Consider the following 13,998-nt stretch of genomic DNA (forward strand, 5'->3'; position numbering starts at 1 on the left):
TCAGCCGGTTGGCCGGCCCCCGGTATCGTCCCCGGTACCGTCCCTGACATTACCCAGAAACTGGCCGCACCGTTCGGAAGACGGATTGTCGAAAACCTGTGCGGGCGGGCCTTCTTCCTCGACCCGGCCCTGATGCAGGAACATGACCCGGCTGGACACATCGCGGGCGAAGCCCATTTCGTGGGTCACCAGCAGCATCGTGTTGCCTTCCTCGGCGAGTTGGCGGATGACCCGCAGCACTTCGCCGACGAGTTCGGGATCGAGCGCCGATGTCGGCTCGTCGAACAGCATGACCTTGGGCTGCATTGCCAGCGCCCGCGCGATAGCGGCGCGCTGCTGCTGGCCACCCGACAGGTGGTTGGGGTAGTGATTGCGTTTGTCGGCGATGCCGACCTTGGCCAGCAGCGATTCGGCGCGGTCAATCGCCTCTGCTCGGGGCTGGCCGAGGACGTGAATCGGCGCTTCGATCACGTTTTCAAGCACCGTCATATGGGTCCAGAGATTGAAGTTCTGGAACACCATGCCCAGCGACGCCCGAATCCGGTCGACCTGCCGGGCATCGGCCGGGACGGCCCCCCTGGAACCGCGGCGCATGCGTATCGCCTCGCCGTTCACATAGACATGGCCGGCGTCGGGCACCTCAAGCAGGTTGATGCAGCGCAGGAAGGTCGATTTGCCCGATCCGGACGCGCCGATCATGCTGATCACGTCGCCCTGTTGTGCGGTCAGCGATATGCCCTTGAGGACGTGAAGATTGCCGAAGCTTTTCTCCACGTCGGTGGCGACCAGCGCCGCGTCCGGTGCCGGACAGGGCGGGGCGGGAATTTCCGGGGCTTCGGTTCGCAGAAACGATATCATGGAAAGATCAGACGCTACCCCGGCAGACATCGGGTTGCAAAGATGAATCGTACCGGGCCGCTTTGGCGAATGCGACGCGGGCGATCGCTACCGGTGCCGGGGCGCGCGGCTGTCGCCTTCGCCAAGCGCGCGCTGCATGAGCACGCTGTCCAGCCAGCGGCCATGTTTCCAGCCCACCGATCGAAGAACGCCGGCATGCTCGAAACCGACCGCCTCGTGCAGCCGGATCGACGCGGCATGGCCGGAATCGCCAATCACCGCGATCATCTGACGGAAGCCGCGGCGGCTCGATTCTTCGACCAGCGTGGACAGCAGCGACCGGCCGATCCCCCGGCCCTGGAAATCACCGTGTACATAGACCGAGCTTTCGACCGTGCTGCGATAGGCGGGCCGCGGCCGATAAGCGCCGGCGTAGGCATATCCGGCCACCAGCCCATCGGCCTCCGCAACGATATAGGGATAGCCGCCCGCCAGGATCGTGTCACGCCGTGCGGCCATCTCCACCTCGTTCGGCGGGACCAGTTCGAAGGACGCGGTCCCGTGGACCACGGCATGGCGGTAGATGGCCGTGACCGACGGCATGTCGCTGGAATGGCTGGCGCGGATGGTGACGGTCTCGGTCATCGGCTACAAAGTCCTGTGGGGTGCTCGGGCGGTCGGTACCCCTTCGCGTCGAAGCACCGGTTGCGGCCATTGATACACCCATACCAGCCCCGGCCTGTCAACGGCCTGGCAAGGGGCCGGGGACCGCGATCCCGCACCGAATTCGCCCGGATGGCGGATTGTTTTCGCCCGACCCGGTAGCGCCGACGGCGCCGAAATGGCATGAAGGGCGGCGATAATCGGGCATCCATTCCCAGGGACGGGCATCCATGCAGCTACTGTTCGCGGGCTCGCCGCTCGCCCTGATCCTGGTCGTCATGCTCGGCCTCGGCCGTTCCGCCGCCGTGGCGGGCATGGCCGGTCTGGCGCTGGCGCTGGCGGTGTCAATCTGGGTCTTCGATCTCGGCACCGCGACGCTGGCGGATATCGGCGTCGCACCGGCCGTCGGCGCATCCCTTGTCGAAGCCGCGTTCACGGCGGCGACCATCTTGTGGATCATCTTTCCCGCCCTGTGCATCTATGTCCTTCAGGACCGCCACGGCGCGTTCGGCGTCATACGCGACGCGCTGTTCGCCGTGTCGGCCGACCGGCGGTTTCTGGTGCTGCTGATCGGCTGGTTCTTTTCGCTGTTCGTCGAGGGCGCGGCCGGATTCGGCGCATCGGTGGCATTGGCCGCACCGCTGCTGGTCACCATCGGCTATACCCCGCTCAAGGCCGTGGTGCTGGCACTGATCGGCCACGCGGCCGGGGTGTCGTTCGGCGCCGTGGGAACGCCGGTCATCACCCAGGCGGCGGTGACCGGGATGGACGGCGGCGCGATCGCCACCCAGGCCAGCCTGATGCATCTGACGCTCGGCTGGATGCTGGTCGTCGCCCTGTTGTGGATGTCCGGCGAGCGCCGGCCGACACTGCGCGATATCGGCTGGGCCCTGCTGGCGGCGCTGTGCTTTCTGGCCCCGGCGGCGGCAATCGCCTGGGCGGTGGGACCTGAATTGCCGACACTGGGCGGATCGCTGATCGGATTGGGCGTATTCGTCTGGATCCTGAAGCGCGCGCAGCAAAGGGAGGCTACCCGGACCACGGCCAGCGACCGCGAGCCCGGCCCGGAACTGCGCGTCATCTTCCACGCGGTACTGCCCTATGCTGTGCTGCTGGCGCTGATCCTGCTGACCCGCCTGATCGGTCCGGTGCAGGAGGCCCTGCGCGTCGTGGAATGGAGCTGGACGCTGCCGGGGCCGTTCGCGGGGTCGTTCCAGCCGCTCTATCATCCCGGCACCATGCTGATGGGCGGGTTCCTGATCGGCGCGCTGCTGCAGGGGCGCAATGCCGGCGACATCGGTGCGGCCATGAGCGCGGCACTGGCCCGTCTGGCAAAGGTGACGGTCGCCCTGCTGGCCATGCTGGCGCTGTCACGGATCATGGTGCATGGCGGCATGATCACCGAACTGGCCGAGGGTGCGGCCCAAATCGGCACGGGTTGGCCGCTGCTGGCGCCGGCGGTCGGGGCGCTGGGGACATTCGTGACCGGATCGGCGACGGCGTCGAACATCCTGTTCAGCGAATTCCAGGTCGCCACGGCGCAGTCGCTGGGCCTGCCGGCGATCACCATGCTGGCGGCCCAGACCTTTGGCGCGGCGATCGGCAATATCGCCTGCCCGCACAACATCATCGCCGGCGGCGCGACGGTGGGATTGCAGGGCGAGGAAGGCCACGCGCTGCGGGCGACATTACCGGTCTGCCTGATCTATGCCGCCGCCGGCGGGCTGCTGGTGCTGGCGGTCGTCGCCGCTGCCGGGCCGGTCTAGGGGCTACGGCGTCGAGGTGCCGATCCCGGCCAGCCGCGCCATGTGCCAGGCGAGGACCTGATTGCTGGCCAGCACCGGCTTGCCCAGTTCATGCCGTGCATCGTCCAGCACCTCGACCGCGCGCAGATTGGTGCACGAGGCGAACACAGCATCGCAGGCCGGATCGGCCCCTACCCGCAGCAGCGCCTGCCGGATCGAAGCCGGCGAGATGCGGGCCACCAGCCGTTCCTCTTCCTGGTCGAACGTCGCCACGCAGCCGACCGTGATGCCGTCGTCTGTCAGGGCGCCGACCAGCGCGTCAGAGACCGCCGCCACATACGGGCTGACCAGGCCGAGCCGCCGAATCCCCGTTGCGCGGCAGGCGGCTTTCAGTGCGCCCAGCGGGTCGGTCACCTGTACGCCCGGATGCGCTGCGTTCACGAGGTCGGTCACCGTACGCTCTCCCAGAAGCGTCGCGCCGGACGTACAGGCATAGCCGATGACGTTCAGCCCGGCCGCGCGGGGCAGCAGCGCCGCCGCCGCCGTCAGCCGGCCGGCCATCAGGGGAATGGTCTCCGCCGTCAGGTTGGGCGCGCTTTCGATCCGGGTGTGAAAGAGCCGCGCCCTGTCTGCCGGTATCAGACGGCGGAAATCGTCTTCGACCGTCTCGTCGACGCCCAGCACGATCAGGCCCAGCCCCGGCCGCGCCGGCTGGTCGTCAAGGTCATAGCTCAGGCGCATGATCGGGCTCCGGCCATGGTTTCAGGGGCTCATGATATCACGGGCAGTCTCTGCGGCGCGCGGCGGCTGAGCCATCGCGGGCCGTCGGCGCCGACGACGATGTTTTCCTCGTGCACCATTATCCGGCCGGGCATCCGGTCCGGTCTTGGGGCCAACGCCGGCTCCAGCGTCAGCACCATGCCGGGCCGAATGACGGTCGCGTCGTCAGCGGTCAGCGACGGCCATTCGGTCAGTTGCATGCCCAGACCGTGACCCAGACGACCGACGGCGTTGCCCTCGCCGCCGTCACCGCCGCTCAGAACCGCTTGCATGGCGCGGAACACGTCGCGGCATTCGGCGCCGGGTTGGGCGGCGCGGAACCCCGCCTCGGTCGCTTCGAACAGGGTTTCATGGGCCCGCTCGACAGCCGCATCGGCGTGACCGAAGGCATAGTTCCGGTCGAAATCGCAGTAGTAGCCGTCGAACACCGCACCGGTGTCGAGAATCAGGACATCACCGTCGACCACCGAACGCGCCGACGGCGGCGAGATGATATCGCCGTAACCGCCCGGCCCGGCGCCGCCGACCAGATAGGCGACGTCGTCGGCCCCGGCCGCCAGGCACTGCATCCTGAACAGGCGGAAGATGTCGATCTCGCTCATCCCCGGCCGCAGATGCCCCGCCAGACCGTCGAAGACATCGCTGGCGATGATGCAGATATGGCCGATCTTGGCGATCTCTGCCGGTGATTTGACCATCCGCAGCGTTCGCACGACGTCGGTCGCGTCGGCCACGGCGATACCCGGCAACAGATCACGCAGGCGGTAAAAGTCGGCCAGCGGCATCCGTACATGCGTCTCCGCACCCATGGGCACGCCCAGCCGACCACCGGGACCGACACTCTCCGCCACCGTGGCGGCGAGCAGGCTCACCCCCTCGTCGGCCGGTGCGGGCGACGGCCAGGTGCGGATATCGTCGACCCAGGTTGCGCCCATGCACGCGGCGCCGATGGCCGGGATCACCGCGACCGGCTTGCCGGCGGCGGGCAGGATCAGGAACCACGGCCGGGTCGGACTTTGCCAGAACTGGGTCAGAAAACCGGAGAAATAGCGGATTTCGGGTTCGGTGGTCAGCAGCATGGCGTCCAGCCCCGCCGCAGCCATCAGCGACTGCGCGCGGGCGGTCCGGTCGGCGTATTCACCCGCCGGAAAGCCGCGCGGCGGGGCGGCCCCCGTCATGCGGCGGCACCGTCGACCAGGGCGCGGTAAATATCGGGATCGGTCGCGCCCTCGCTGCCGAACAACAAAACGCGGCTGTCACCGTCAAGACCGATGGCGCGGCGCAATTCGGGATCGGCCGCGACGCCGAGCAAGCCGACCAGACCGGCCACACCCGATTCCCCGGCCACCACCGGGCCGCCGCCGGCCTCGCCCGTTGCCAGCATGCGCATGGTCGACGCGACCGCATCGTCGCCGACGGTCAGGTAATCGCCAGCGCCCTGCTTCAGCACATCCCAGGCCAGCAGCGACACCGTTCCGCAGGACAGGCCGGCCATGATGGTTTCCTCCTCGATCGTCACGACGGTTGGACGGCCCTGACGGGCGGTGGCGGTCAGGCAGGCCGCGCGGCTGGGCTCGACCACGACGAATCGTGGCCGGTTCGGGCCCAGCACCTGCCAGAAGCGCGCCAGCACGGCCGCCGCCAGCCCGCCAACGCCGCCCTGGATGAAGACATGGGTCGGATGCCGGCCGGCGGTCTGGTCGAGCGCCTCGGACGCCATGACGCTGTAGCCCGCCATGACATCGCGCGGCACCTCCATATAGCCGTCATACGAGGTATCGGAGACCACGAACCAGCCATTGGCGGCGGCGTCCTCGGCACAGCGCCGCACGCTGTCGTCGTAGTCGCCGTCGATGCGCACGATCTCCGCCCCCAATGCCGCCATGGCGTCGCACCGCCCCTGGCTGACACCGGCATGGACATAGATGCGGCTGCGGCACCCGGCCATCGTCGCGCCCCAGGCGACCGACCGGCCATGATTGCCGTCGGTGGCGGTGGTGACGGTCAGCGACGACAGCACCTGGCGGAACGCGCCCTCGCGGATGCGGCGCAACGGCGGGGGCGCCTCTCCCGTCTCGGCGACGTGTTGAGCCGCCAGCCGCAAGACCGCATAGGCCCCGCCCAGCGCCTTGAAGCTGCCGAGACCGAAACGCGTGCTCTCGTCCTTGTACGCGATGTCGGCAACGCCGAGCTGCCGGGCCAGAACGTCCAGCCGGCGCATGGGTGTCGGCGCATAGTTCGGCCAGTCGGTGATTTCCCGCTGCGCCGCGTCGGCCATGGCGGCGGAAAGGACGCCATCCAGCGCTTGCGGCCATCCGCCGTCGCCGGTCGGGCGGACGACATGGTCGAGGATTGCGGGCGCCGGGGTCAGCATGGCGATATTCCTTTGGCTGGGCGGATGTTCCTGTTCGATAAACAGCCTACCGCCGTTTCGCGTCGGAATTTCCGACGAGATTGGCGAAATCAGGCGCCGTTTTCGCTATTATGACAATTTGAGCGCGGAAATTCGGAACAAGGGGGACCGCATGGACAAATTCGACGCCCGGATCCTCGACCTCGTGCAGCGCAACAACCGCATGACGGCGGAGGACATGGGCGAAGCGGTGGGCCTCTCGCCGGCCGCCTGCCAGAAACGCCTGAAGAAACTGCGCGACCGGGGCGTGATCGAAGCCGATATCGCCGTGCTGGCGCCCGAAGCGGTGTCGCGCGGCCTGACCATGATCGTCGAGGTCAGCCTGGAGCGGGAACGCGCGGCCTTCCTCGACGCCTTCAAGGCATCGATGCTGAAGGCGCCGGAAGTCATGCAATGCTATTACGTCACCGGCAGCGCCGACTTCATCCTGATCCTGACCGTCCGCGACATGCAGGACTATGACGCCTTTACCCGCCGGCATTTCTTCGCCGAATCCAATGTCAGCCGGTTCCGGACCAATGTGGTCATGGATCGGGTCAAGGTCGGGCTCAGCGTGCCGGTCGAGGTGTCGTAAACCTTGCCCGCAGCGCGTGGGCGCCGCATGCTGGCGCATACCAAGAGAACCTTCGCGATAACCCGCGAATAACCTGAAAATGGATCGCCATCTATGCGTATCGTCGACATCGCCGAAGTCACGGCCTCTATCGCTTCGGACATCCGCAACGCCTATATCGATTTTTCCAAGATGGACGTCTCGGTGGTAAAGATCACCACCGACGTCATCCGCGACGGCAAGCCCGTGGTCGGCTATGGCTTCAACTCCAACGGCCGCTATGCCCAGGGCGGCATCATGCGCGACCGCATTCTGCCGCGCCTGCGGGCGGCGTCGCCGGACGACCTGCGCGATCCCGAACGCGACAATCTCGACCCGTTCCGGGCCTGGGACATCATGATGGCCAACGAAAAGCCGGGCGGCCATGGCGAACGCTCGGTCGCGGTCGGCGTGGTCGACATGGCGCTGTGGGATATCGTCGCCAAGATCGAAGACAAGCCGCTGCATATCCTGCTGGCCGAACGCTATGGCACGGGCCGGGCCGAGCCGACGGCTTTCGTCTATGCCGCCGGTGGATACTATTATCCGGGCAAGGATATCGAGGCCCTGCAGGCCGAGATGCGGGGCTATCTGGCCATGGGCTATGACACCGTCAAGATGAAGATCGGCGGCGCGCCGCTGGCCGACGATATCAAACGGATCGAAGCCGTGATCGCCATTCTCGACGGCGATGGCAGCCGTCTGGCGGTCGACGCCAACGGCCGGTTCGACCTGGACACGGCGATCGCCTATGCCCGGGCGCTCGATCCGTATGGCCTGAAATGGTACGAGGAAGCGGGCGATCCGCTGGACTACGCCCTGCAGGCGACACTGGGCGAGATCTATCAGGGGCCGATGGCGACCGGCGAGAACCTGTTCTCGCACCAGGACGCGCGCAACCTGCTGCGCTATGGCGGCATGCGCCCGGACCGGGATATCCTGCAATTCGATCCGGCGCTGTCGTATGGGCTTGTGGAATATCTGCGCACGCTGGCGGTCATGAAGCAGGCCGGCTGGTCGCCGCGCCGCTGCATTCCCCATGGCGGCCACCAGTTTGCGCTGTCGATCGCCGCCGGCCTGGGCCTGGGCGGCAACGAATCCTATCCCGGCATCTTCGCACCGTTCGGCGGTTTCGCCGACGACGCCCCGCTGTCGGCCAGCCGCGTCGACCTGCCGGCCGTGCCCGGGGTCGGATTCGAGACCAAGGCGAAGCTGATGGACCTTTACGGCCGCCTGTTCGACTGACGGCCCCAACCCTGCCCCCTTGCTCCTCCCCGGAAACGCGAAGCGCTGTCCGTGCCGCACACGTTCCAGGAGAACGCCGGTAGTGTGGTCCCCGGCTCTGCGAAGCAGCACTTCGTGCCGCATCGCGTCCGGGGAAGCGATTTTTTAACGAGACAACAATTCTCTATCTCCTCCCCGGAAACGCGCAAGCGTTGTCCGGGGTCCACACGTTCCGCGAGAACGTTGCTGCAAGTGGCCGGGCCCCGAACCCCTCAGGCCGCCCGGGTCAGCCAGGCAATCGGTTCGCCCGTAACACCGGCATCAGCCAGCGCCGCACCAAAAACGTCCGACGTGATGAAGGCTTCGGCCTTTTCCCGGGTTTCGAAGTCGTGCCAGACGGTGACATCGTTCGGGTCGTCGAGGGCGTGGAAAATGCCGTTGGCCTGAACGCCACCCGCCTGACGCAACGGCTCCATGCCGTCAAAAGCCTCCCGCCATTGGGCGAAGTCTTCGACGATGTGGCGCAGGAACACTCTGATCATGAAATTTCCCTTCGGGTCGATGGAGCGGGGCACGGTAACATTCCCTGCCCATTCATCAACCCGCGCGATGGCCCCCTTATTTAAGCGGGTTTTATTAAGCGCTCCCGCTAATTAAGCAAAAGGCCTTTTGCTTAATTAAGCGGCCGCCTGTCTTGCCGGGCCCGCATATCGGGCGTCACGCCGCGAGTTCCGCCACCGGTTCGCTGGACCATGCGCGGCCGGGCCGGTAGCGCGCGGCGATGCGCCCTTCCTTCAGCGCGAAGAGATGCAGCCAGCCGTTATCGAACAGCGCCTGAACATCCGGGTGACGGTCGAGCACATCGGCGATCGCCGACTGTGGCGCCTCGATCATGACGGAAAGACGCAGCGGATCGTGGACGAGGCGCTCGCCGTCGTGGACGGCCTGCCACGGCAGACCCGGGCGCAGCCGTCCGCCGTTGCCCTCGACCACGCCGATTCCGCCCACGACGTTGTGGATCAGCTTGTTGCCCCCGCCGAAAGCCTCGGGCGCGACAGCAGAGCCGTAATACTGAAGGCTGATCCAGCTCGCCACGACGACCGGCGCGGTGAGGATCAGTTCCAGTGTCGTGAAGTCCTTGTCCGCCTGCCAGTCATAGCTGTGCAGGAAGGCCCGGCCGCCAAGATCGGCCCCCGATGTCACGGCCCTTGGGGCCGCGATGAAGGCGGCGCATCCTGCCAGCCCCCATTCCGGCCGGACCTCGGCCCAGTTGACCGCCCGCCCGGCGACGGTCTCGGCCGTGGCGCGCGGAAGCCGCAGGGCCCGTTCGGCGCGCGCCTGCGCGCCGGCCCGGGTCAGATATGTTTTCAATGGCGCGAGATCCGCCGTGGCGACGATGTCGCGGTCGTCCTCGAAGATCGTGACTTCGTCGGTCGTCGTGTCGTGAAGCCCGGCAAGGAAGACCGTGTCCGCCGGGACCTCGATGCCGTGATCGGGCAGGCCTGCGCGCGTCTCGGGGTCATTGAGCAACCGCGCGAGCAGGCGGGCGGACACTTCGCCGGAGTAACCGCCGCAGGCGCCGCAGTGATAGGCGCTTTCGTGCGGGTTGTTGGTCACTTGCGCCCCGTGCCCGATCAGCAGAACAACCGGCGCGTGGTCACGCGTCAGGCTCATTGCCGTCAGAACCATCGCAGCGGTCTCGGCCTTGGCCCCAAGGCCGGAGTGGTGGCCGGAGCGTTGGCCGAGGCCGGTTTCCAGACGCGGCGCGGGCGCCACTGCCGACGACTTTCGCACCAGCCCGAGCGCGTCCTTGACGAGTTTCCAGCCATAGAAGGGGCCAGCCGCCTCGACAAAGGCGAAGGAAGAAACCGCCGCCTGCCGGAACCGGCCCCAGGCCCGGGCCGCGCGGGCTTTGATGCGCGTGCCGTGTTCGGTCTCGGCGGCACCATGGCTCGTCGCTGCCAGCGACGGCTTCAGCAGTACCGGGAGATGGTTCTCGACCACGTCCGAACCGTGCGCCCGATGGGCCACGGGCAGGCCGAAGAAGCCGGCGAAGCCGATGGTTTCGATGCCCGGCGCCTGATTTTCGAGGGCGCGGCGGAAGACCTCTGAACGGACATCGATGCAGAAGGCGGCCTGAAGCGTGGGGCGCGCACCGGCGGGTGCCCGGCCCTGCAGCTTGTCGGCGAGCCGGCGTTGCGCCGCGCGTTCCGCAGCCTCCTGCAGGATCGCATCGATGACCTGATCGGGCGTGGCTTCAACCGGCTTTTCATGGTCGGCAACGGTCTCGCGCCACCGCTGGTCCAACTGCTGGTCCAATTGGGGCACATGCGCGAACAGCGCTTCCTCCCAGACCAGGCGGATGGCCAGCATATCGACGAGCGTGCCGTCGGAAGCGCCGTCGTGCTCGGCCTGCCAGAGCATCCAGCGCGCGTGCTGGGCCCAGCCGCCGAGATCCATCAGCAGCCGGTGGAATACGGTCGCGGCCGCCTTTTCGCTGATCTTCAGGCGATCGGCGGCGCGGACGATGGCCCGTTCGGACGTATCGGGCGCCGAATTCACATGGGCGCAGAATCCCCGCAAACCGGCGATTTCCGGCGTCAGGTCGCGGCTCGCCCAGGTCTGCCAGGCGGTATAGGCGCCGTGGCCCGGAGCGGGCGACCAGAGCGCCTGTCCGTCATCGAAGTGTCCGGCCGCCCACAGCCCGACCGTCCGCTCGATGATCGCCGGCCAGTCGATGCCCGTGATTTCCGCGGCCAGGTCCGCGACGGTCACAAGGGCCCGCGGTGCGGGGCACGGCGCCGATGCCCCGGCCTTGAGCAGGGCGAGATCGCCGGGTTTGTGCGGCGACGCATTCGCCATCAGGGCCGCGGCGAGATCGTCGTCGGTGATGCGTCCCGATGCGATCTCGGCGGCATAGGCCGCCCGCGGCCGGGTCAGCCCCACGCCCGCGACACGCGCCAGGCGTGCCGAGGCCTTGGCAAGGTCGTCTTGCGTCTGCCCGAGAAACGGGTTGACCGCGACTGTCGCGGCCAGCGGAAAGGCGGGCGGAAGGGCGCGGGCGGCGGTCTCGGCCGCTTCGAGAAGCCCGGAAATCCGGGTTGGAGCAATTTGCGCGTGCGTCATGAACATACGTGTTGCCTTTGCTTCAGCTGGATTTCGTGACCCGGAATCCGCCAATCAGACGATCGAGGAGTGCATTGAGATAGAGTCCGTTCGCGATATGCACGCGCAGACCCGCCGCGGAAGGGTGGTGCGCCCAGAGCGGAAACAGTGTCTGAGCAACGGCCACGACGCCGAAGGAACAGACCGCCAGCACGATCAGGGCCCATTCCAGCGGACCCGCGAACGGCGCGGCCGGAAGCGACGCGCCCCAGAGCGCATCTGCCGCCTGCTGGAACGTGAAATAGGCCAGCGCGGCACCGAGGGCGGCGAGACCCGTACGGCGGGTAAGCGCCGCTGGCGCGGCATCGGCCAGCCCCTGGGCCACGAGATAGGCGACGCCGAATATCAGCATCGCCCCGATTGCCAGCGCCTGCGGCGATTTCGGCCCCGCCATCAGCGTGAAGGTGAGAGCGACGGCGCCATAAAGCGCGAGCGCAAGGCCAAAGGCTTTTACCACCGCCGCAGCCTTCGGTACTGCGATCGGACCCGGCCGGGACAGGCTGGCGATGGCCTTCACGGCGCTCCCTGAACCGAGGAAGGCATGGGCCTTGTACATCGAATGCGCGACGATATGCAGGAGCGCGAGCGGCCACAGCCCGAGCCCGCATTGCAGCAGCATGAAGCCCATCTGCGATACGGTCGACCAGGCAAGCGCCGTCTTGACCGCGCTCTGGGTCAGCATCACGACGGCGCCGAACAGTGCCGTGAACCCGCCGATGATCACGAGCGCGGCCATGGCACCGGCGCTGGCCTGAACCATGTCCGCCGTCCGGATCAGAAGAAAGCCGCCCGCATTGACGACCCCGGCATGCAGAAGGGCCGAGACAGGGGTCGGTGCCTCCATGACTTCGGTGAGCCAGCCGTGCAGCGGAAAGGCCGCTGTCTTCAGCGCTGCGGCGAGCACGAGCAACGCCACCGCCAGATGGGCGGCAATGGGCAGGCCCGACGCGGCGGCGGCGGCAAGGGGCGCGATTTCAGACGAGCCGAAAGCGACGAAAAGCAGCAGCGCGGCCAGGACCAGCGCGGCGTCGCCGGCATGCCAGACCAGCGAGAATTTGGCGGCGGCGCGACGGGCGGCCGCGCGTTCGGGATAGAACAGCAACAACCCGCGCAGTCCGGTTCCGACGCCGACAAAAGCGAGAATCAGAATTGTGAAACTGCCCGACTGTACGACGATCAATACCGCGGCAAGCGTCGCCAGCATGCGCCCGTGGAACCATCCCTCGCGGGCCTCGCCATCCAGATAGGTGCGGGAATAGCGCATCACGACCCAACCGATGAAGGCGACGAGCAGGGTCATCGTTGCGCCGACGGCATCGAGACGGATGACAAGCGCGAAGGGCCCGTCGAAGAGGGAGAGCTGCGCCGGTCCGGTGGCGAGAAGTTGCACGAGCCCCGCCGCCGCCAGTCCGAGTGCCGCCAGCGGCGCGGCCTCGGACAGCCACGGCGTGGCACCGGGGCGCGTGCCCGGACGTGCAAACGCGACAACCGCTGCGGCCAGGAGGGCGATCGGGGCGAAAACGGTCAACGGCAGAAATGACAACAAGGCGGACCTCTGGACGGCAACGGGCGGGCGGAAACGGGCTCGCCATGCATTTACCGCCTTACGTCCCATCAAAAAATTACATATTATTCGCTTTATCGTTCGGTATAATAGAATAATGACCACACTGAACCTGCATCACCTGCGCCTGTTCCGTGCCGTCGCGCGGGACGGCACCCTGACCGGCGCGGCGCGGGCGCTGAACCTTTCGCAGTCTGCGGTGTCCACGCAGATCAAGGTCCTTGAAGCGGCGCTCGGCCACGATCTCTTCGAACGGCGTGGGCGGGGCATCACGCTGACCGAGGCCGGCCGCATCGCGCTCGACCACGCCGACGCCATCTTCCGGACCGTCGACGACCTTAGCGCCACGTTGCGCGACACCGGAACGACGCGGCGGGCGCTCAGAATCGGGGCGTTGGCCACACTGTCGCGCAACTTCCAGATCGGATTGCTGAAGCCGCTGATCGGCCGTCCGGACGTCGAGGTCGTTCTTCGCTCGGGTTCACAGGCGGAGCTTCTCAGGGGCCTGGAGGCGCTGTCGTTCGATATGGTGCTGACCAACCTCGTTCCGGCACGAGACGCGACGAGCCGCTATCTCATCCGGAACCTCTCCGAACAGCCCGTCAGCCTGATCGGCACGCCGCCACCACCCGATCGCGTGCCCCGACCCCTGGCCGATCTGTTGGCTGAAGAACCGTTGATCCTGCCAACGCCGGAATCGGCGCTTCGGGCATCGTTCGACGCGCTGGTCGAACGGCTCGGCATTGTGCCGAGGATCGCCGTCGAAGCGGACGACATGGCGATGATGCGCCTTCTGGCGCGCGCGAATGCCGGGCTGGCCGTGCTCCCGCCCATCGTGGTGCGCGACGAGTTGGCCGCCGGATCACTGGTCGAGCTCTTCCGGCTCGACGGCATCACCGAAGGCTTCTTCGCCGTTACCCTGCAACGACGCTTCCCGAACCCGCTCGTCGGCGAGCTGCTGGAGGCCTTCAGCCTTGATCATGGATGACGGAGACGAACACGGCCGCCCGCCCCG

12 protein-coding genes are annotated in these 13,998 nt (G+C 67.2%); 4 read left to right on the top strand and 8 right to left on the bottom strand.

All coding sequences use genetic code 11. From position 1 onward, the window contains the following. Positions 1 to 858: an ABC transporter ATP-binding protein gene (locus ABZ728_RS01300; protein WP_366653775.1), complete on the bottom strand. Its 858-nt coding sequence runs from the start codon at positions 856 to 858 to the stop codon at positions 1 to 3. Between the two features lie 87 nt (positions 859 to 945). Beyond that, complete coding sequence (locus ABZ728_RS01305; protein WP_366653776.1) at positions 946 to 1,482, bottom strand: N-acetyltransferase family protein; 537 nt, start codon at positions 1,480 to 1,482, stop codon at positions 946 to 948. 248 nt (positions 1,483 to 1,730) lie between these two features. Between ABZ728_RS01305 and ABZ728_RS01310 the strand changes: the two genes are divergently transcribed. Further along, positions 1,731 to 3,266 (top strand): L-lactate permease, encoded by a 1,536-nt coding sequence (locus ABZ728_RS01310; protein WP_366653777.1) that lies wholly within the window; start codon positions 1,731 to 1,733, stop codon positions 3,264 to 3,266. 3 nt (positions 3,267 to 3,269) lie between these two features. Here ABZ728_RS01310 and ABZ728_RS01315 read toward each other — a convergent pair whose 3' ends face one another. From ABZ728_RS01315 to ABZ728_RS01325, 3 genes are read right to left on the bottom strand one after another with little or no spacing between them, the layout of a single operon-like run. Further along, a complete protein-coding gene (locus ABZ728_RS01315; protein ID WP_366653779.1) occupies positions 3,270 to 3,986 on the bottom strand; it encodes an Asp/Glu racemase in 717 nt (238 codons plus the stop codon). A gap of 29 nt (positions 3,987 to 4,015) precedes the next feature. Next, the gene (locus ABZ728_RS01320) at positions 4,016 to 5,203 is read right to left on the bottom strand and encodes a Xaa-Pro peptidase family protein (RefSeq protein ID WP_366653781.1); all 1,188 of its coding nucleotides are present in this window, start codon (positions 5,201 to 5,203) and stop codon (positions 4,016 to 4,018) included. After that, positions 5,200 to 6,399, bottom strand: coding sequence for a diaminopropionate ammonia-lyase (locus ABZ728_RS01325; RefSeq protein WP_366653783.1), 1,200 nt, complete (start codon positions 6,397 to 6,399; stop codon positions 5,200 to 5,202). Before ABZ728_RS01325 ends, ABZ728_RS01320 begins: the two co-directional genes overlap by 4 nt. A 151-nt stretch (positions 6,400 to 6,550) precedes the next feature. Here ABZ728_RS01325 and ABZ728_RS01330 point away from each other — a divergent pair, with 151 nt between their 5' ends. Together ABZ728_RS01330 and ABZ728_RS01335 are read left to right on the top strand one after the other, a co-directional pair. Beyond that, on the top strand, positions 6,551 to 7,012 hold the full coding sequence (locus ABZ728_RS01330) for an Lrp/AsnC family transcriptional regulator (RefSeq protein ID WP_366653784.1): 462 nt from the start codon (positions 6,551 to 6,553) through the stop codon (positions 7,010 to 7,012). 93 nt (positions 7,013 to 7,105) lie between these two features. Continuing rightward, positions 7,106 to 8,275, top strand: coding sequence for a mandelate racemase/muconate lactonizing enzyme family protein (locus tag ABZ728_RS01335; protein ID WP_366653786.1), 1,170 nt, complete (start codon positions 7,106 to 7,108; stop codon positions 8,273 to 8,275). A 251-nt stretch (positions 8,276 to 8,526) separates the two neighbouring features. Here ABZ728_RS01335 and ABZ728_RS01340 read toward each other — a convergent pair whose 3' ends face one another. The 3 genes from ABZ728_RS01340 to ABZ728_RS01350 form a co-directional block, all read right to left on the bottom strand. Continuing rightward, a complete protein-coding gene (locus tag ABZ728_RS01340; protein ID WP_366653788.1) occupies positions 8,527 to 8,796 on the bottom strand; it encodes a hypothetical protein in 270 nt (89 codons plus the stop codon). A gap of 175 nt (positions 8,797 to 8,971) precedes the next feature. After that, on the bottom strand, positions 8,972 to 11,380 hold the full coding sequence (locus ABZ728_RS01345; RefSeq protein WP_366653790.1) for a DUF2309 domain-containing protein: 2,409 nt from the start codon (positions 11,378 to 11,380) through the stop codon (positions 8,972 to 8,974). Positions 11,381 to 11,402: 22 nt separating this feature from the next. Then, positions 11,403 to 12,965, bottom strand: coding sequence for a proton-conducting transporter membrane subunit (locus tag ABZ728_RS01350; protein ID WP_366653791.1), 1,563 nt, complete (start codon positions 12,963 to 12,965; stop codon positions 11,403 to 11,405). Positions 12,966 to 13,080: 115 nt separating this feature from the next. Here ABZ728_RS01350 and ABZ728_RS01355 point away from each other — a divergent pair, with 115 nt between their 5' ends. Beyond that, positions 13,081 to 13,971 carry a LysR family transcriptional regulator gene (locus tag ABZ728_RS01355; RefSeq protein ID WP_366653792.1) on the top strand — a complete coding sequence of 297 codons (891 nt, stop codon included), beginning with the start codon at positions 13,081 to 13,083 and terminating at the stop codon, positions 13,969 to 13,971. Positions 13,972 to 13,998 lie beyond the last annotated feature (27 nt).

Origin of the sequence: Fodinicurvata sp. EGI_FJ10296, from assembly GCF_040712075.1 — a bacterium.
Taxonomy (GTDB): Bacteria; Pseudomonadota; Alphaproteobacteria; order DSM-16000; family Inquilinaceae; genus JBFCVL01.

What these genes read in the sequence shown, in the direction of transcription:
- ABZ728_RS01355 (WP_366653792.1), top strand. Translation starts at nt 13,081, where the DNA reads ATGACCACACTGAACCTGCATCACCTGCGCCTGTTCCGTGCCGTCGCG.
- ABZ728_RS01300 (WP_366653775.1), bottom strand. Translation starts at nt 858, where the DNA reads ATGATATCGTTTCTGCGAACCGAAGCCCCGGAAATTCCCGCCCCGCCC.
- ABZ728_RS01340 (WP_366653788.1), bottom strand. Translation starts at nt 8,796, where the DNA reads ATGATCAGAGTGTTCCTGCGCCACATCGTCGAAGACTTCGCCCAATGG.
- ABZ728_RS01320 (WP_366653781.1), bottom strand. Translation starts at nt 5,203, where the DNA reads ATGACGGGGGCCGCCCCGCCGCGCGGCTTTCCGGCGGGTGAATACGCC.
- ABZ728_RS01315 (WP_366653779.1), bottom strand. Translation starts at nt 3,986, where the DNA reads ATGCGCCTGAGCTATGACCTTGACGACCAGCCGGCGCGGCCGGGGCTG.
- ABZ728_RS01330 (WP_366653784.1), top strand. Translation starts at nt 6,551, where the DNA reads ATGGACAAATTCGACGCCCGGATCCTCGACCTCGTGCAGCGCAACAAC.
- ABZ728_RS01335 (WP_366653786.1), top strand. Translation starts at nt 7,106, where the DNA reads ATGCGTATCGTCGACATCGCCGAAGTCACGGCCTCTATCGCTTCGGAC.
- ABZ728_RS01305 (WP_366653776.1), bottom strand. Translation starts at nt 1,482, where the DNA reads ATGACCGAGACCGTCACCATCCGCGCCAGCCATTCCAGCGACATGCCG.
- ABZ728_RS01325 (WP_366653783.1), bottom strand. Translation starts at nt 6,399, where the DNA reads ATGCTGACCCCGGCGCCCGCAATCCTCGACCATGTCGTCCGCCCGACC.
- ABZ728_RS01345 (WP_366653790.1), bottom strand. Translation starts at nt 11,380, where the DNA reads ATGACGCACGCGCAAATTGCTCCAACCCGGATTTCCGGGCTTCTCGAA.
- ABZ728_RS01310 (WP_366653777.1), top strand. Translation starts at nt 1,731, where the DNA reads ATGCAGCTACTGTTCGCGGGCTCGCCGCTCGCCCTGATCCTGGTCGTC.